The following is a 17,558-nucleotide window of genomic DNA, read 5'->3' as shown; positions in this document are numbered from 1 at the left end:
CCGGTATCGGACGACCGGAAAGAGCGTGCACCTTAAGAGTTTAGTCGATAAAAATACAACGATTGTTTTTGACCGTTACGACAATTTATTTTTATCGTTAGTTACGCAAATTTTGGGCATAAAAAAACCGGCTTCCGCCGGTTTTTGTTAATAAATTCATTCAGATAAAAGGTATGTAATCAAAGTGTTAGAATGAATATTACTTATTAGCCATTTCTTTCTTAACCATTACTACTGCTGCAACTACGAAAGTAATGATGAGTGCTAACTCCATTGAGTTCCCCTTAGATTAAAAAGTTATTTCATAAATAAAATTAAGTACTGATACCATTTTATCAAAATTACAACAATTTCATACTTTTTATTCACTGCTTAAGGAGATCTAGATCAAAAAAGAGCGCATTATGCGCTCAATTGTTATCAGCAATAATTCAATGTTAATAAAACATTATTCCGGATACCCTTCTGGGTTTTGCGATTGCCACTTCCAACCGTCCGTTGTCATATCTTGCAATGAACGCGTAGCCACCCAACCTAAATCTTTGTTAGCTTTACTTGGGTCCGCCCAGCACTCCGCAATATCGCCAGGGCGACGCTCTACAATCTTGTAAGGTACTTGTTTTCCTGAAGCTAACTCAAACGCCTTAACCATATCTAATACACTCGAACCATTACCCGTTCCAAGGTTATAGACATGCAATCCTTTTTGATTGTTCAGCGTTTTGAGAGCCGCAATATGGCCATCGGCTAAATCCATAACATGAATGTAGTCACGAACGCCGGTACCATCTGGCGTTGGATAGTCATTACCAAATACCGAAAGAAAATCACGACGTCCAACAGCAACCTGCGAGACAAATGGCATTAAGTTGTTAGGGATCCCTTGAGGATCTTCCCCCATTTCTCCGGTTGGGTGTGACCCTACTGGGTTGAAATAACGCAGCAAAGTAATCGTCCAGTCTGGGTTGGCTTTCTGAAAGTCTGTCAAACACTCTTCAACCATTAACTTACTTCGGCCGTAAGGGTTGGTAGCACTTGTAGGGAAGCTCTCTGTGATAGGAACAGAAGCTGGATCACCATAAACTGTCGCTGATGAACTGAACACCAGGTGCTTAACGCCCGCTTCTCTCATCGCGTCTACTAAAACTAAGGTACCGTTAACGTTGTTATCGTAATACTCAAGAGGTTTTTCGACAGATTCACCAACCGCTTTTAGTCCAGCAAAATGAATAACTGAGTTGATATTGTGCGTTTGCAGAACTTCCAATAGCGCTGACTTATCGCGTACATCACCTTGGACAAATGTAGGCCGTGTACCAGACACTTTTTCTATTCTGTCTAACACAGCTGCTTTTGCATTGTATAAGTTATCGAAAATGACAGGCGCCATACCTGCATTTATTAACTGCACACATGTGTGGCTACCTATGTAACCAGCCCCACCAGTAACTAAAACATTCATTTGCCAACTCCATGTCTCATCTACAAAGGATTATATGCAATCAAAACTGAATTACGACTATCAATGGTGAGAATTACTCAAATTTATCTTTAATTGATTGATTAATAGGCGACTGCCAACTCTTCAGGGTATCCTCGACTCAACGCGATTAGTTTCGCACGTGCTTCAATAGCATTAACGTCCTCAATTACTGCGTCCACGTTATTACCTTTATCGGGATGGATACCAAACCATTTTTCAGCGATCTTCTTACCTGCAAGTAGCGCGGAAGAGGCTTTTACAATTTCCAGTCGAGCATATCGCTCTCCTTCAAAACTCACATCTGCAGCGCGAAGGCTTGGGTCGTTGCCTGGAATTTGCTGCGCACCGTACAAAGGTGTTCCTGCTGGTTCAGCGGTTTCAAAACAAGGAATATATTGACTAAGGTGTTGTATCGCGTTGCAAGCTCGCTGCGTTTGAACTTCCAAAGACCAACCTTTGTCGACTTTGTTAATTAGGTTTTGCGGCAATTGAGGCTGTGCACTCTCTGAGGTGGACTTGACAAGTCCTTCATTAAATAAAGTAATGTTCTTAGTCATACCATGAAGTTGAAAGTACCCGCCTGGATAAGGCGTCAACTGAGCCATACCTTGTGGCGTACCACGCTTGCCATGAAAAATAATTTCTGGCCATTTTTCGTTCTTATGACTTTGCCATTGAGTGACATAAGCGGCTTTGAACTCAACAAGACGCTTTCGTGATAATTTCAGTTGATCATCAATTATGCCCGTTCTAAAGCCACAGGCATTAATGACAAAATCAAAATGAGCTTCATGACCATTTTCAAATTGCAATCTATACCCATCACCCAGTTGAGAAACACACTGAATGCAGCGACCCGTTTGAATGTCCAGGTTTTCTAGGTTATCAGAAAAGAGCTCGACTGATGCCGCTACGCGAAACAGACTTAGGCCATATTCCTGTACTACATAAACTGGATACTTAAGCTTGTTCAAATCAGCATGCTTTGCGAAAGGTATTAACCACTCATCGATCGTGGAAGGTTTTTTTGGAGCTTCAAGAGATGCCAAGGCTTTCAATTGCGCAAAGCTAAACTCATGAAAATAGTCTTCAGGACTACCCAGCACTTGGTTAGCTGGATTCGCTGTCACTAATTGCAGGTAGCTTTCTCGAAGTAGTTCTAAACGAGGTAATAAAGACTCCGGCGTACCATCATCATTTTTGGGGACGGCTATAACGGTGGGACGCTTATTGACTGTAGCGGGAAAGAACTTCACGAAGTCTATCGACTGCACTAGCAAATCGAGACATTGTTGCTGGGAAAGCTCACGATACAGATTGCCACCAGCATGCAGATGACAAATTGGTGGGCCGCTAACTAGGTTGTTGTTTTTTTCAAACAGCGAAACACTTAGCCCTTGCTTTGCTAGATAAAGTGCCACTGTCGAACCAGCTACACCTCCACCAATGATTGCAACTCTTTTACCGCTGGTTGCCACCGCTAAATCTCTGTTCATCGCTTAGTTATCGGCGTTATAAAGGAGGTCAATTTTAGCCTTTTAATTTATTAAAAAAAATCACTATTTTTGTGATGTTTTTCTTGACAGTAATTCAGTGTATAACTCAAACCAATGTGTATTTTGAGTGAAATTCCTTTCCATTACCGATAAATCAATGGTTACAGTTTTATGCCAGTAATTTTACTATCGAGTTATCCAAGACTTTATCCACCGATTTTGTGGATAACTCATCAAAATCGGTGGCTAACTATTAAGCAAACTGCTTCTGACTTGTAGTAAGCATCTGTCGTATCAATGAAAATAACACTAGTGCTAACGTGACGAAAGCGATTGCAGGTACCATTACCCACGTGGATAAATGCCAACTCCACGGCAATTCAAAACCGAACTTCATGATCGATCCAACTACGACTTCTGCGCCAAAAGTAGCGACGAAACCAGCTGTTATCGCCATAATGCCGTACTCAGCCCATATTGTCCGAACAATTCGTTTTCGACTGGCACCAAGTGTACGGTACAAACGAATCTCTGCTTGTCTTTGAGATAAGCTCAAACGAAGTAAAGTAAAGATGAGCAACACCCCAGATAAAACACCCAAGGCAGCTAATACGGTAATTGACCAGACTATTTGGCTAAGTAAACCTTGAATCTTCTCTCCCATCAAACGAATGTCCATTAAACTCACCGTTGGATGATTTCGTGATAATTCTCCAATCAGAGCATTATCTTTGTCTTCTAGTCGAAAGCTAACTAACCACGCGCTAGGGATATCAGCCAACACATCAGGGGTAAAGATGAAGTAGAAGTTTGGCTTCATATCGCGCCACTCAACAAAACGAATGGAGTTAATTTTTGCCGTTACTTTTTGCCCATTGATAGTGAACCCAAGCTCATCCCCAAGTTTAAGATTCAGGTTTTCAGCGACCTCTTTCTCTACAGAAACACCGTTTGTTTCAGTCCATTCCCCCTCCAGTACTTCATTATAAGTCGGAAGAGTTATAGCATAAGTAAAGTTAAGCTCCCTACTTAAGGCATCTTCTTGTTCTAGCCCTTGCTTTTGTCGAGACTGAGCGTCTTCCCCATTAATCTCAGTCAGCCTGCCTCTAGAGATAGGAAACGCCTCTGAACGCTGGATGTTGTTGCCGTCGAGTGCCTCTAGATAAGTTTGCTTCTCATGCTCGCCTATATTAAGCGCAAACGCATTAGGAGCGTCTGCTGGCAATGTTCGCTGCCAATCACTTAATAAGTCACTTCGAACTAACCAGATGGTAGTCAACAACATTAATGACAGACCTAGAGCACCATATTGAAGCCCAGTATGGCGCTTACTACGGTTGATGCGGCTGACCGCCAATTTCATCGAAACTGGAAGCGACACTTTTGAAAGAAGCAAGGTAAAAACAACGCTGATCGCCCCAAGAACTAGAAACAGCCCAACGATACCCGCGAGAACTATCCACACTAAGTTGTTATCGCGATAAGCGATAAGCAAAGGAATGAGCGGAACTAGAATCAATAGGTAGATGAACCCACCACGCTTCTCATCTGCGCTTTGCAACACCTCTACAGAAGAGACTGATATAAGTTTGTACAATGGTATACCCAAAGCTGGTACGCCGATACACAAGCTAGAAACGACTGCGATGAACGCTGGCGTCATGCCATAACTCGGAAGTGGATCGGGTAGCAAGTCAGTCAGTGGCAATCGCAATAACGTTTCTAGAAGCGTACCCAGTACCAAACCTGCAAAGATCGCTAATGCCACCAGCAACAGAGTTTGAATACTGAGCCAGCGAACTAACCATGCTTTGCTTGCTCCTAAGCTCTTTAACATAGCGACAGTTTGCCTTCTGCTCTGCACGTAATTTTGACACGTCAAAACTAACGTTGTTGCCGCCATAATAATGATGATAGCGACCGTAAGAGACAAGTACTGAGTGGTTCGATCGAATATTTCATTAGTACGACTACCGGAGCTTTGGTCTCGCCATCGATCACTTGGCGTTAACTCTATCTGGTCTTTTAAGGTTGTAATCGCGGCATCGTCACCCGTTAGATAAGCCCTGAATTGTACACGACTGCCCAATTGCACCGCACCCGTAGCATCTACGGAATCTTGATGAATATATGCAGTAGGCATCTGCTGGAACGGATTAAAGCTAATACCGGGTTCCTCCAAGATGACCCCACTCACCGCTAAATCCGCGTCGCCAACAGTGACAACGTCACCTTGACTAACACCAAGCTGCTCAGCGATACGGCTGTCCAACCATAATTCTCCCGGCTTCACGCGATGCTGGGTACCCGTATCGGTTGCAAGCGTTAATGTTCCTCTCAACGGAAATCTATCGTCGACTGCCTTAACGGTAATAAGCTGCATGCCATTATCACTAAAAGACATCGTGGCAAAGCGAGTGTAAAAAGAAACGTTGAGTCCAGAGGACTCAATATATTGTTGATTGGTTGGCGTTATTGGGTTCGCAGTGATGTATACCGTATCAGCGGTAAGTGCATCTTTGCCCTGCTTGACAATGACTTGCTCCATCCTTTCTGCAAGTGCTGCTAAGCCAAAGATACAGGCAATGATTAGAGTGAGTGAGATAGCAATTGGCCAAAGTTGCCCCTGCCTAATTTCATCAATGCTCCAACTAACCAACCTTTTGTTAAGTCCTCCTTGAGCCATCGCTTATTCCTCTTCCAACTTTCCAGCATTCATGTGGAATACGCGATCACAACGTTTCGCTAGCGTTAAATCATGGGTCACTAACACCAATGTCGTACCATGCTCTTTGTTAAGGTTAAAAAGTAGCTCAACGATTTTATGCGCCGTATTTTGGTCTAAGTTTCCTGTCGGCTCATCGGCGAAAAGGATTTTGGGACTAGTCATAAATGCTCTGGCAATAGCAACACGCTGTTGTTCTCCCCCTGACAATTGCGATGGCAAATGATCGATACGATGACCAAGACCGACCGACTCTAACAGCGCCTTAGCTTTCTCAGTATCCTCATCTTCTCCTTTCAAAAGACAAGGTAATGTCACATTACCTAAAGCAGATAGACTTGGGATCAGTAAAAAACTTTGGAACACAAAACCCAAATGGTCACTGCGTATCTTGGCTCGAGCCTCATCATCAAGACCCGATATGTTTTGTTCGAGTAACCGAATCGTCCCAGCTGACGGTACATCCAAGCCGGCTAACAAAGTCATCAAGGTTGACTTACCAGCACCCGATGTCCCTACGATTGCGATGCTCTCACCCTCCTGAATAGACAGATTTACATTCTCCAGGATTGTTAAATGTTCCGTTTTCGTAGACACTACTTTGGTCACTGATTCAGCTTTGATTATGGAAGAACTCATGATTCGGCAACTATCCTATTTCGTTTTAATTGTTATTTCCTTGGCCTCTTTTCATGCAAAAGCGGCAACGTTACTCATTCTCGGGGACAGCTTAAGCGCAGGTTACAACATGCGCGCAGAACAGAGCTGGCCAACGATGTTATCTGACGAGTTATCATCAGGTGATGAACCAATGACGGTCATCAACGGCAGTGTTTCAGGCGATACTACGAGCAATGGCCTCGCCAAGCTCCCAGGACTTCTTAAACAACATTCGCCAGATTACATCCTAATAGAATTAGGTGCTAACGACGGCCTAAGAGGTTTCCAGCCTAACATAATCAAGAACAACTTGGCCTCGTTGATTAAGATGAGTCAAGAAGCAGGAGCAAAAGTTCTTCTGATGCAAATCCGTATTCCACCAAACTATGGAAAACGCTATGCGTCGATGTTTGAGGGAATCTATCCTGACCTTGCTCAAGAATCCGGGGTTCCTTTGCTACCCTTTTTCTTAGAACAAGTCATCATCAAGCCTGAATGGATGATGGAAGACGGATTGCACCCAAAACCAGAAGCACAGCCTTTCATCGCTCAGTTTGTAGCTGAAAGCATGCAGCCCCACCTTTGACTCTCACATTGAAACTTTTTTAAAGTTTCTTCAATTTAAGGGCATCAGATTCACCTTTTTGATGCCCTAGCTCAATATAATTTACAACACTTTACGTTATTCTGTTCCTTTATCATCGTCTTAGATAGGTTGTATAAATGATAATTGAACCGATTATCAGCGGTGTCGTCGCACGGTCAGCCCACCCAGAGGGCTGTAAAAAGGCGGTCGATAACCAAATTGATTACGTAAAGTCGGCCGATCCGATCAAGAACGGACCTAAACGAGTACTCATTATTGGTGCATCTTCTGGTTTTGGATTAGCAGCAAGAATTGCTCTTACATTTGGTGGTGCTAAAGCAGATACCATTGGAGTGTCCTTCGAGCGGGGGCCTTCTGAGAAAGGTATCGGGTCTGCCGGATGGTACAATAACATTTACTTCAAGAAACGCGCAGAGCAAGCTGGTCAACGCGCTATTAACATCGTTGGAGACGCATTTTCAGCAGACGTAAGAGAACAAGTAATAGAAGCTATTGAAACTTACTTTGAAGGAGAAGTGGATCTGGTTATATACAGCCTTGCTACTGGAGTAAGACCAAATAACGAAGGTGGCTTCTGGCGCTCTGCAATTAAGCCTATTGGGGAATCTGTTTCTGGGGCAACTATCAACCTAGAAACTGAACAATGGGAAGGCACCACTTTAGAGCCGGCTAACGACGAAGAAATTGAAGGCACTCTCAAAGTCATGGGCGGTGAAGATTGGGAAAGCTGGATCGATACTCTGGTTAATTCTGACTCTGTCGCTGATGGATTCAAAACTATTGCATTCTCGTATATCGGCCCAGCAGTGACGCACCCTATTTATTTGGACGGAACTCTTGGTCGGGCGAAAGTGGACTTACACCAAACTAGCCATGCCTTAAACTTAGAATTGTCTAATTTCAATGGCAACGCTTACGCTACGGTTTGCAAAGCACTTGTTACTAAAGCGAGTGTGTTTATCCCAGGTCTGAGCCCTTACCTACTTGCTTTATACAAGACTATGAAAGCACAAGGTAAACACGAAGAGTGTATTGAGCAGATGCAACGTTTGTTCTCCACCAAACTCTACGGCCAAAGCAAAATTCCAGTTGACGGGGAGCGTTTGATTCGAATGGACGATTGGGAACTGGATCCAGATATTCAAAATCAAGTAGGTAAACTACTCGACCAAATGGACGCAGACAATTTCAAATCCGTTGGTGATTTTGAAGGTTTCCAGCGAACATTCTTAAACCTAAATGGATTTGCCCTTGATGGTGTCGATTACACCAAAGAGGTTGACGTAGAAGCTCTCTATCGCCTACAACCCTAGTTGTTGCCTTTCCCGTTTCACGGTCTCAAAAGTGAGACCGTGATCATTCTTACCATCCGATGCTCACTTAACCTTCCGAGATTACCCCTGCAATAAGCAACTACTGATTATAATGAAGTAAGAAGCACATCATCAGATACATGATTGCGCCCCACAGGATGTGGAAAAAATCTATGATAGAAAAAAACAATTCTGGCGAGCTCACGAATAAGGATATTCGTAAGATTCAAAATCTCATCTCTTTGCTTGATGTCCCCTTTACTGCATGGGGCTATTGCATCTGCGAAGGAGACCGACTGCCGTTGAAATTTATCACCTTATCTGAATCATCAGAAAAAACAGATCTCAAAGACTTTGCGCTCAACAACGCTTCTGTTCCAACATCACCTGCCCACTATTTCACAGCATTAGTTGAAACACTAAATCTCAGTGCTTCAAACCTATCGGTAAAACACCTCGCATTTTATGGTAAAGACAAACAGCAACTTGGTATCGCTTTTATTATCGGGAAGCCAAACACGCGGATTACAAACACTCTCAATATCATTGTTACTGAGATCGAATCGCTAATCTCTACCAAGAGTATGCATGAAGAACTAAACATGTTGAAAGTCTGCCATAGGAACGAGCTTAGCAATCAAAAAAAACACATCGATAATCTAGAGCAACACTTGCAACACCTCAAATCCGAAAACGCTAGACTTACTCGCCAAATGCAGTACCAGCTTAATCATGACTCCACAACAAACATGTTGAACAGGTTAGGACTCGAGAATGCCATCAAAGCATGCTTTAAAAGTAGAACCATTATTGAAGGCGATGCTTACCTATCGGTTATTCTTTTGCAAATAACCAATGGAGAACGCATACAAGCGCGAATAGGCTGTGACGGGTTCGATACATTACTGTCACTATTCGAACAAAAGATAAGTAAAACAACACCGCACATTCATTATTACGCCAGAATATCAACGACGGAATTAGCGTTAACGACCATAGTCCCTTCGCTTGATGAACACTTCCTACCCAACTTATGTCGCCAACTGTCTAGCGTTGCTCGCAAAGGTTTAGGATTTAAAGATCAAGAGGTTCACTTCCATGTCTTTATGGGAGTAGCAAACTCCTACCATACTAACAATGCGTCTCAACTCATCAACAACGCTTACCAAGCTGCAGTCTCTTGCAAAGAGTCTGGATCATTGGTTAATACCTATACCGAAGCGGACCACGAAGAGCAAAAACAATTCAATCAGCTGGAACACTATCTACTGCAAGCTGTTAGGAATGATGACCTCATTCTTCATTTTCAACCGAAGGTAGACTTAAGCAGCGAAAAATGGGTAGGAGCAGAAGTTCTTTTGCGTTGGAAGCATCCTGTATTGGGAGATGTATCTAACGAAGCATTAATACACATGGCGGAACAAAATGGTTTAATCGTTGAAGTCGGCTATTTCGTTCTAAGGAATGCGATAGATAGAGCGTCAGAATGGATTGAGATTGCTCCGAACTTTGTTTTATCCGTCAATGTATCAGCCAAACAAATTTGTTCTCCACTGTTTGCAGACAGAGTTCTAGAAATGCTAACTCATAATGAATTACCCGCTAAAAACTTAGAATTGGAGCTCACGGAGAGCTGTCTAGTCTCCAATTTCGACGTTGCTTACAGCAACATCAGTCAATTGAAGCAAAGCGGCGTCAAATTTGCACTTGATGATTTTGGTACTGGATATGCGTCATTTAGTTATTTAAGGAAGCTTCCCTTTGATTCAATCAAAATCGACAAAGAATTTCTAGCCAATGTTCTATACAACCCACAAGACAAAACCATACTACGCTCTATTATCAACGTAGCTAAAAAGCTGGACAAGCAAGTTGTCGTTGAGGGCGTAGAAACACTAGCGCAACATCGCTTTGTATGCGCAGAGCAATGCGATATAGCCCAAGGCTTCTACTATGCCAAACCTATGCCACGCGACATATTTGAGTCTCAGCTTGAAAAACAATATCCGCCACCAAAACTCTATATTATTCGATAAACTTTTATTTTAAAGCTTAGAGCTTTACCCACAGCAGTGAGGCTCCTATAATCGCGCACCAACCTTAAGAAATTCGAGACATTCGACATGGATCTATTAATCGCCAAACTTAAAAAAATCGAGAAGCAAAATTATCGTGCTTACCAGCAAATCAAAGGTAGTTACGATTTCTCTGACTTTGATTTTCATATAGACCATGTTCAATCAGACCCATACGCGGCCGCATCACGTGTACGTGCATTCAGACAATGGGCACCAAGCGGTCTTGAATGGTTAAAGGATCAGTCTTCAGCCTATCAAATTGCCGCGCGAGACTATATTGCTCGTCAATTTGCTGCTTTTGCAAAGCAAGAAAATAATGTCTCCATTTCATTAACCGGTCAAACGGTGATGGACTCAACGGCCGTTATTTTTACCGACGAAGGGATTGAGCTTCGTTTTCGCGTTAACTTGCCAGCGGAAGGTCGCAGCATCTTAGCGAAGAAAGCCATTAATATGCTGACGTTCCATCTACCAAAATATATTCGTAAAGCGACATTAGAACGCGAATTAAACTTAGAAGAGCTGAAGAAGCACTGCGAAGTAGTGGAAGATCAGGTAGCACTACGTGAGCAGCTTGCTGCAAATAACTTAATTGCCTTCGTTGCCAATGGCAGTGTGTTACCACGAATCGCAGGTAACTGTGATTTACCAATGAAAGACGCCATCCCATTCACGTCACCAGAATCACTCGAAGTAACGTTACATCGTCCCAATCAGGGTTATATCAAAGGTATGGGTATCACCAAAGGTGTCACGTTAATCGTTGGTGGCGGCTTCCATGGTAAATCGACGTTGCTTAACGCACTTGAACGCTCTATTTACGATCATATCCCTGGAGATGGTCGCGAAGGGATCGTCACCGATGCGGATTCATGCAAAATTAAAGCGGAAGACGGACGCTCAATTCATAATTTGAACTTGAGTAATTACATTAATCATCTGCCGTTTGGTAAACAAACCACTGATTTCAGCACCCAAGATGCTTCAGGTTCTACGTCTCAAGCAGCATGGCTACAAGAATCCATTGAGGCAGGTGCCAGCGCTATCATGATTGATGAAGATACCTCAGCGACGAACTTCATGATTCGTGATGAGCGTATGCAAGCACTAGTGTCTAAAGGTGACGAGCCTATTACGCCATTTGTTGACCGTGTTGGACAGTTAAGAGATGAGCTCGACATTTCAACTATCATCGTCATGGGCGGTTCTGGCGACTACCTAGATGTTGCGGATACTGTGATTCAAATGCATGACTATCAGGCGATTGATGTCACAGAGAAAGCGCAGCAAGTCATCGCGCTTCATCCAACTGAGAGGCAGAATGAATGTGAGAAACCTCTGGAACTGATTCCACCTCGTCATGTTGATTGCGCACACCTACAACAGCTATTGATTGATGGAAAATTCAGAGTATCTGGCAAAAGCGCAAACAGTTTGAGATTTGGAAAAGAGTTCATTGATGTCCAAGCATTGGAGCAGCTTGAATCGAATTCGGAGCTCAATGCAATTGGCTGGCTTTTGTTCCAACTAGCACAACAACCAGGTTGGTCAATACATCCACCAAAGGCGCTATCCGAACTACTTCAAGGTGATTGGAGTGCGACGATGCCAAATTCAGGTGATCTTGCGAGGCCAAGATTGGTTGATACGTTAGCAACTTTAAACCGCCTCAGAGCAGCTAAAATGCGTCAGCCGCGTTAATTACGTAATGCCAAATGTAGTGAGTCTTTAGACTCACTACTCCTTCAATAGCGACCAAGCTTCGCAATAACGCCTAAACTTCTCCGCATCACCACCTTCACGATCCGGATGCCACTTAAGGGCTAGTTTACGCCACGCTTGTCTTATCTCTTTTTGCGTCGCCCATTCATTTAATTCAAAACACTTAAGCGCAACACTTCGTGACATTGTCACAGATGAAACACCAACAAAATTTTTGTACCGTTGCCAAAAATCCTCTAACAATCGTTTTACCTCTCCTGTATCAGCCTCATAGTGTGACCAATCCAGATAGTATTCTCTCAATGGGTTATTTTTATCTATTGCGTGCTCCGCGGAACGGTAAGAGAAAAGTTGAATGTCCATAGCTTCGACTTGCAACCACTTCTCGGGTATCAGTAACTCTTGTAGCTGATACAGGGCATTCATTAGTAAGAAGTTTCGTTTGAACAGGTCTTTTTCTGGAGACTCATCCAGTGACGGTATCAAGCCTGCGTCAGTGAGTTGAGAAGCTAAGGTATGAATTTTCAAACCATCCACATTGTTCTCAATTAAATGTAATACCGACCAAAGCAGAGGGTTATCTGCTTGTCGATGAGATTGGACTTGGCAATCTTTAGATCCTGTCAATCATCCTCTCCTATTACACTGTGTCTTCATTTAGAGATTAGCACTTCCACTCCTTGAATACACAAAAAAGGCCAGCATAAAGCTGACCTTGATTCTATTCGTTAGATAACACCTAACTCTCTCAATCGTTCCATTAGATAACTATCAGCTGTGTATTTATCTGACAGTACAACCTCTGGATTTGGGTGCAAAAATAGTGGTAATGAAATACGCGACTTCTCTTGCTTCTCACCCGTAGGATTGATCACACGGTGAGTCGTAGACGGGAAATACCCACCACTTGCCTCTTGCAGCATATCACCGATGTTTATGATTAGGTTTCCGAAGTCACATGGAACATCCAGCCACTCATCATCCTTTGTCATGACTTGAAGACCCGGTTCATTTGCCGCTGGTAAAACCGTCAGTAGGTTAATATCTTCGTGGGCAGCAGCACGAATCGCTCCAGGCTCTTCGTTCCCTGTCATTGGTGGATAATGCAGTACGCGTAGTAACGTTTTTTCGCTGTTCTTGATCATCTCAGACAGTTCAATCGAAAACTTGTCACTCACTTCTTTTGGTGCACACTCTTCTACCCAGCCAAGAAGCTCAGCAGCGAATTCATTAGCTCTTCGATAGTAATCCAAGATTTGCTCTTTTAGTTCTTCTGGGATCTGTCCCCAAGGATAGACATGGAAGTACTCTTTAATATCCTTAACTGAGTGCCCTTTAGCAACTTCAGACACGCTAGGTGGAAAATAACCGTCTTGAGTCTCTACGTTAAAGTGAAACTCATTCTTCCTTTCTGTGCTGAAAAACGTGTGCCAGTTCTGATAAATCGACTCTACAAGTTCTTGAGGAATCGGATGGTTTTTAAGAACCCCAAATCCTGTTTCTCTTAATGAACGTACAAATTGTTCCGCTGCATCTGGTGCTAAATAATCAACCGTTTCTAATTTCATGACTTTGCTTTCTTGTCGTTATGATTTGACGCAGATGTTAGAAAAAAGTTGGCGTTTTTTCAAAGAATCTATTGTATAGCTGTGTAAATGGTTGCGTTTTTTGTGCTATTCATCACCAAATTTGTTCGGATCACAATTGAACAGTGTTTTATTGTAGTTATACTACGCTTACTACATCGACATCAGATACTAAATATTATGAATTACAGAACCTCGACACGTTACTGCCCAATTCTCACCTTTCTTACCGGTTTATATTGTCTCGTATTTGTCTTCTCAGCCATTGCGCCGAGCTCGCGAGCAGTATGGGTAGCAGAGATTGTTCCTGCGGTGGCCATCTTGTTACTCATTTGGCTAGTGTCTGCAAAATTCCAGTTTTCCAAACCTGCTTACGTCTTGATGTTCATCTGGCTTGTCCTTCACACTATAGGAGCTAAGTATACATTCGCCGAAGTCCCTTTTGATTGGTTCAATCAGTTAATTGGCGCTGAGCGAAACAACTTTGATAGAGTTGCCCACTTTTCCATTGGGCTTTACGCCTTTCCTATTGCGGAATATGTCTATCGCAATAAAGTGATGAGTAAAATTCCAGCGATCATGTTTGCGCTATTCGCCATAATGAGCCTAGCGGCTGCTTATGAGATCATAGAATGGTGGTACGCCGCCATTGCTGGCGGAGATGAGGGTATCGCCTTTTTAGGTTCGCAAGGAGATATTTGGGATGCACAAAAAGACATGTTATGTGACACGCTAGGTGCTATCACAGCATTAATATTTTTTGCTCTGAAAACACCAGCTAAGGCTTAACATTTTGTTTTAACCAATTGAGGTAAGGTCTAAATCCTGCCTCAATGGGTAAAGCAACAATTTGTGGGACTTCATACTCATGGTTGGCAATAATAGTTCGTTCTAGACGCGAGTATGCTTCATTAGTCGATTTGATAATCAACAACACTTCCTCATCATGACAGACTTTCCCTTCCCATACATAGTGACTACCGATGTTTTGTGTCTGAATGCATGCTGCGAGACGACGCTCTAATAACACCCTTATTAAGTCATTAGCTTGTTGTTCATTTGATACGGTAGTAAGTACCGTTATGGCATTGGATTTCATCGACTGTTTCCCTATTTCATACGAATTTTTCCACCAACCATTTTGAGCGCCGGCGTACCACGAATTAATGTATCCCTGCCGAAAACACTCGAACACTGGGGGCAAACACCAAGTTCCTCTGTGAAATCTTCAGCGATCCTTTCCTTAAAACACTTGACCAGCGCGCCCTTTCCACCTTTACGATATCGAAATAGCTTAACGCCGCATTTTGAACAGAAAATGTCGACGGTCTTTACTGGACCCTTTTTGTTAGGTTTTGCCATTGTACTAACTGTTTATCTCAAGGTCGTCTGGTTTGACCCACACTTTACTAAAGTCAAACCAACCTAACGCATTGCATTTAGCATTTTGCAAACTACCACAATGGTCTTTGCTGATACCAAGCCAACAATGAAACATGGGAATGATTTGATAACTTTGAATCAGTTTCTTACCCAATTCTTGAGCAGGGAACTTTTCATTGGATTTTCCACGCCAATCTTCGACGATCTTGGACCATTGGTAAAAGTCTTCAGGCGTAGACATATGTTCGATATCGCTGTGACCAAGTAACCAGCCCGCTAATGCTTCCTCGCGCTTACTAGCAATACCCATAGGGCGAATCCATATGTCGATATCATCGAATTCCGGAGAATCCAAACCATAGCGTACCAGCTTAGTACGAATACCATCTTGTTTTAATAACTCTTCAATGCCCTTAGCAATCTCAGGGAACGTTGGATGCTCAGCGTAATAGGCAATTCTAATTTCTTTATCTGCAATGTGTTCATACTCAGCCTGTTGTAGCGCTTGTGCCTCAGACGTTGGATGATGGTACCATCCAGGCTTAAGCCCATGCGCGGGAATCATTCCAAGCTCTTCAATGGTCTTTTCCGGGAGCTTGCGGAAAATCGCCAACGAATTGATTTTTTTGCTCAGATAACGAGCCCAATGATCGTCTTTAGCAATGCCAGACACGCGATTTAACAACAAATAGGTACAGCCAGGGTCGAGTTCAATGTCGTCTTGAACTTCTGAACGGGCTCCAGCTATCGGATCCGCTAACGTAGGGAAAACCAATGTAGAATGCGTTTCGTCGATGACCCATACTTCCACCGTATCTAAAAGGGGACGATAACCAAAGTAGCCATCGAACGCGGATAAAATTAATCGCTTATCATTATTGGTCGTCACACAATAAGGGCCAGTACCAATAGGATATCGATCGAAGTCATCCGCTCGCATACTTTCAGGTGGCAATACCTTGGCCATATTCTCGGCAAAAAGCATCGGAGCTTGAAAGTCAGGTTGCGTAAAGTAGACATCAATGACCCATGCTGATGGCGAGATCACTTTGTCCAAGTGTTTATAAAGGTTAGCGCCTTTTAACGTTTCAATACTTTGAATTATGTGTTCAATTTTGAGCAATTCACCGTTATGAAAGCGAATCCCAGGGCGTATGTAGAAACGCCATTGCGTTTCAGAGATCTGTTGCCAATGGTGAGCAATATCCGGTTGTAGGACATCATTCTCGTCAAATTTAGTTAACCCACTGAATACTTGGCGTGCTATGTGAATTTCAGAACGGCGCATCGGCTTAGTTGGATTAAGCATCGACAACGCACGGTAGTATGGAAGCCGGATAACTTGTTTACCGTCTGCCTGAGTTACCCCTAAGTAGCTTTGAATGACATTAGATAGTCGACTTGCGTCTTTGTCGAGCACATTTAATGCATGACCAATACGCCCCTCTTCCAAATAACGCCTTGCCAGCGTTTCGCTCACATCATTCCGATTCTGTTTGAAGATAAGTTGAGAGAGCTTTCCTCGCCCTGCCGCTGGGTGCCATTCAATCCACCCTTCTTCTTCGAGTTTGTTAAGCACGATCCGGGCATTTCGTCTCGTACAGAACAAAATACCAGTCACATCTTCTAGTTGTGTTTCAGCGTCTTGACCTGAAAAGTGCTCAAATAAAATCTCAAATTGCTTTCTTAGGCGGGGGCTGCTCATAAAGAGGAAATACCATTCGTTGACTTGGAAATAAGTTTCCTCTTTATTAGCTTGTTTGGCAAGTTACAGTGTCAAAATCGCTATACCAGTCTCATCAGAGATAGCACGAATTTGCGCATCACTGTCTAATTTCACAGACCATTTACACTCCGCACCATTAGCAGAAATTACACATGCTGGAACGATAAGTTGTAACGCATCTACTTGGGCTTGCAAAGTCACGCCGCCCACCGCTAGCCGCACCACCACTTCATGTGGCGTGACAATCACCTTACCTTGGGAAAAATCGACGATCATCGGCTAGCCTTTTTGTTCTTTTTCACCGCAATCGTTAAACGACTGGTACATACTAACCTCTGCTTCTCATCGGTAATATCGATTTGCCAAACTTGAGTTGAAACACCCAGATGTAACGGTCTTGCGGTGCCTATGACGAAGCCAGAACGCATTGCTCGTACGTGGTTTGCGTTGATGTCTAATCCGACACAGTAATGGTCATTATCAACACAATAGTTCGCAGCAAGCGAACCTAAAGTCTCTGCTAACACGACAGATGCACCGCCATGAAGCATCCCCAACGGCTGATGAGTGATGCTACTTACAGGCATCGTCGCACTTAACGTGTCATCGGTGAACGCCGTATATTCAATTTGTAGGTGCTCAATTAACGTGTTCTTAGAAGTGCAATTTAACGCCTCTAATGAGATATTCTTCTTCCAAATACTCATCGATAAATCCTATACTTAGGTGAACTAATTATAAGAATGATGCCTGTCGTTAACGCGAATGGCAAATATCAA

16 protein-coding genes are annotated in these 17,558 nt (G+C 43.1%); 5 read left to right on the top strand and 11 right to left on the bottom strand.

Annotated features, from left to right (window positions below; translation table 11 throughout):
• Positions 1–448: 448 nt before the first annotated feature.
• From galE to AWH66_RS20770, 4 genes are all read right to left on the bottom strand, one after another.
• Positions 449–1,462, bottom strand: a complete 1,014-nt coding sequence (gene galE, locus AWH66_RS20785; protein ID WP_063603657.1) for a UDP-glucose 4-epimerase GalE — start codon at positions 1,460–1,462, stop codon at positions 449–451.
• A 101-nt stretch (positions 1,463–1,563) separates the two neighbouring features.
• Positions 1,564–2,979 (bottom strand): FAD-dependent oxidoreductase, encoded by a 1,416-nt coding sequence (locus AWH66_RS20780; protein ID WP_063603658.1) that lies wholly within the window; start codon positions 2,977–2,979, stop codon positions 1,564–1,566.
• 253 nt (positions 2,980–3,232) lie between these two features.
• On the bottom strand, positions 3,233–5,665 hold the full coding sequence (locus tag AWH66_RS20775) for an ABC transporter permease (RefSeq protein WP_063603659.1): 2,433 nt from the start codon (positions 5,663–5,665) through the stop codon (positions 3,233–3,235).
• A gap of 3 nt (positions 5,666–5,668) precedes the next feature.
• Complete coding sequence (locus AWH66_RS20770) at positions 5,669–6,343, bottom strand: ABC transporter ATP-binding protein (protein WP_063603660.1); 675 nt, start codon at positions 6,341–6,343, stop codon at positions 5,669–5,671.
• Here AWH66_RS20770 and tesA point away from each other — a divergent pair.
• The 4 genes from tesA to AWH66_RS20750 all read left to right on the top strand — a co-directional run bounded on the left by tesA (position 6,342) and on the right by AWH66_RS20750 (position 12,063).
• A complete protein-coding gene (gene tesA / locus AWH66_RS20765) occupies positions 6,342–6,950 on the top strand; it encodes a multifunctional acyl-CoA thioesterase I/protease I/lysophospholipase L1 (protein ID WP_063603661.1) in 609 nt (202 codons plus the stop codon). The two genes, AWH66_RS20770 and tesA, sit on opposite strands and share 2 nt — an antisense overlap.
• A gap of 137 nt (positions 6,951–7,087) precedes the next feature.
• Positions 7,088–8,284: an enoyl-ACP reductase FabV gene (gene fabV / locus AWH66_RS20760; protein ID WP_063603662.1), complete on the top strand. Its 1,197-nt coding sequence runs from the start codon at positions 7,088–7,090 to the stop codon at positions 8,282–8,284.
• Positions 8,285–8,457: 173 nt separating this feature from the next.
• The gene (locus tag AWH66_RS20755) at positions 8,458–10,320 is read left to right on the top strand and encodes a putative bifunctional diguanylate cyclase/phosphodiesterase (RefSeq protein ID WP_063603663.1); all 1,863 of its coding nucleotides are present in this window, start codon (positions 8,458–8,460) and stop codon (positions 10,318–10,320) included.
• Between the two features lie 87 nt (positions 10,321–10,407).
• Complete coding sequence (locus AWH66_RS20750; protein ID WP_063603664.1) at positions 10,408–12,063, top strand: ABC-ATPase domain-containing protein; 1,656 nt, start codon at positions 10,408–10,410, stop codon at positions 12,061–12,063.
• 36 nt (positions 12,064–12,099) lie between these two features.
• On the opposite strand, the gene AWH66_RS20745 is transcribed toward AWH66_RS20750, so the two are convergent.
• Both AWH66_RS20745 and AWH66_RS20740 read right to left on the bottom strand, forming a co-directional pair.
• On the bottom strand, positions 12,100–12,711 hold the full coding sequence (locus AWH66_RS20745; protein WP_063603665.1) for a DNA-J related domain-containing protein: 612 nt from the start codon (positions 12,709–12,711) through the stop codon (positions 12,100–12,102).
• A gap of 101 nt (positions 12,712–12,812) precedes the next feature.
• A complete protein-coding gene (locus AWH66_RS20740) occupies positions 12,813–13,652 on the bottom strand; it encodes an isopenicillin N synthase family dioxygenase (RefSeq protein WP_063603666.1) in 840 nt (279 codons plus the stop codon).
• Between the two features lie 198 nt (positions 13,653–13,850).
• Here AWH66_RS20740 and AWH66_RS20735 point away from each other — a divergent pair, with 198 nt between their 5' ends.
• Positions 13,851–14,459, top strand: coding sequence for a DUF2238 domain-containing protein (locus tag AWH66_RS20735; RefSeq protein ID WP_063603741.1), 609 nt, complete (start codon positions 13,851–13,853; stop codon positions 14,457–14,459).
• On the opposite strand, the gene cutA is transcribed toward AWH66_RS20735, so the two are convergent.
• From cutA to AWH66_RS20710, 5 genes are all read right to left on the bottom strand, one after another.
• Positions 14,449–14,769, bottom strand: a complete 321-nt coding sequence (gene cutA / locus AWH66_RS20730) for a divalent-cation tolerance protein CutA (protein WP_063603667.1) — start codon at positions 14,767–14,769, stop codon at positions 14,449–14,451. The genes AWH66_RS20735 and cutA overlap by 11 nt on opposite strands.
• Before the next feature lie 11 nt (positions 14,770–14,780).
• A complete protein-coding gene (locus AWH66_RS20725) occupies positions 14,781–15,032 on the bottom strand; it encodes a hypothetical protein (protein ID WP_063603668.1) in 252 nt (83 codons plus the stop codon).
• Positions 15,033–15,036: 4 nt separating this feature from the next.
• Positions 15,037–16,758: an SgrR family transcriptional regulator gene (locus AWH66_RS20720; RefSeq protein WP_063603669.1), complete on the bottom strand. Its 1,722-nt coding sequence runs from the start codon at positions 16,756–16,758 to the stop codon at positions 15,037–15,039.
• Positions 16,759–16,821: 63 nt separating this feature from the next.
• Positions 16,822–17,055: a DUF3389 domain-containing protein gene (locus AWH66_RS20715; RefSeq protein WP_063603670.1), complete on the bottom strand. Its 234-nt coding sequence runs from the start codon at positions 17,053–17,055 to the stop codon at positions 16,822–16,824.
• Positions 17,052–17,486, bottom strand: a complete 435-nt coding sequence (locus AWH66_RS20710) for a hotdog fold thioesterase (protein ID WP_063603671.1) — start codon at positions 17,484–17,486, stop codon at positions 17,052–17,054. The genes AWH66_RS20715 and AWH66_RS20710 overlap by 4 nt, the downstream gene beginning before the upstream one ends.
• Between the last annotated feature and the right edge of the window lie 72 nt (positions 17,487–17,558).

It is taken from the genome of Vibrio barjaei (assembly GCF_001639065.2).
Classification (GTDB): Bacteria; Pseudomonadota; Gammaproteobacteria; order Enterobacterales; family Vibrionaceae; genus Vibrio; species Vibrio barjaei.
This window is presented reverse-complemented; position numbering and strand designations above follow the sequence as displayed.

Excerpts from the sequence above, each read along its gene's own strand:
- cutA (WP_063603667.1), bottom strand. The coding sequence starts at position 14,769 with ATGAAATCCAATGCCATAACGGTACTTACTACCGTATCAAATGAACAA.
- AWH66_RS20750 (WP_063603664.1), top strand. The coding sequence starts at position 10,408 with ATGGATCTATTAATCGCCAAACTTAAAAAAATCGAGAAGCAAAATTAT.
- AWH66_RS20755 (WP_063603663.1), top strand. The coding sequence starts at position 8,458 with ATGATAGAAAAAAACAATTCTGGCGAGCTCACGAATAAGGATATTCGT.
- AWH66_RS20740 (WP_063603666.1), bottom strand. The coding sequence starts at position 13,652 with ATGAAATTAGAAACGGTTGATTATTTAGCACCAGATGCAGCGGAACAA.
- AWH66_RS20775 (WP_063603659.1), bottom strand. The coding sequence starts at position 5,665 with ATGGCTCAAGGAGGACTTAACAAAAGGTTGGTTAGTTGGAGCATTGAT.
- AWH66_RS20780 (WP_063603658.1), bottom strand. The coding sequence starts at position 2,979 with ATGAACAGAGATTTAGCGGTGGCAACCAGCGGTAAAAGAGTTGCAATC.
- AWH66_RS20725 (WP_063603668.1), bottom strand. The coding sequence starts at position 15,032 with ATGGCAAAACCTAACAAAAAGGGTCCAGTAAAGACCGTCGACATTTTC.
- AWH66_RS20710 (WP_063603671.1), bottom strand. The coding sequence starts at position 17,486 with ATGAGTATTTGGAAGAAGAATATCTCATTAGAGGCGTTAAATTGCACT.
- AWH66_RS20735 (WP_063603741.1), top strand. The coding sequence starts at position 13,851 with ATGAATTACAGAACCTCGACACGTTACTGCCCAATTCTCACCTTTCTT.
- tesA (WP_063603661.1), top strand. The coding sequence starts at position 6,342 with ATGATTCGGCAACTATCCTATTTCGTTTTAATTGTTATTTCCTTGGCC.
- AWH66_RS20770 (WP_063603660.1), bottom strand. The coding sequence starts at position 6,343 with ATGAGTTCTTCCATAATCAAAGCTGAATCAGTGACCAAAGTAGTGTCT.
- AWH66_RS20715 (WP_063603670.1), bottom strand. The coding sequence starts at position 17,055 with ATGATCGTCGATTTTTCCCAAGGTAAGGTGATTGTCACGCCACATGAA.
- fabV (WP_063603662.1), top strand. The coding sequence starts at position 7,088 with ATGATAATTGAACCGATTATCAGCGGTGTCGTCGCACGGTCAGCCCAC.
- AWH66_RS20720 (WP_063603669.1), bottom strand. The coding sequence starts at position 16,758 with ATGAGCAGCCCCCGCCTAAGAAAGCAATTTGAGATTTTATTTGAGCAC.
- galE (WP_063603657.1), bottom strand. The coding sequence starts at position 1,462 with ATGAATGTTTTAGTTACTGGTGGGGCTGGTTACATAGGTAGCCACACA.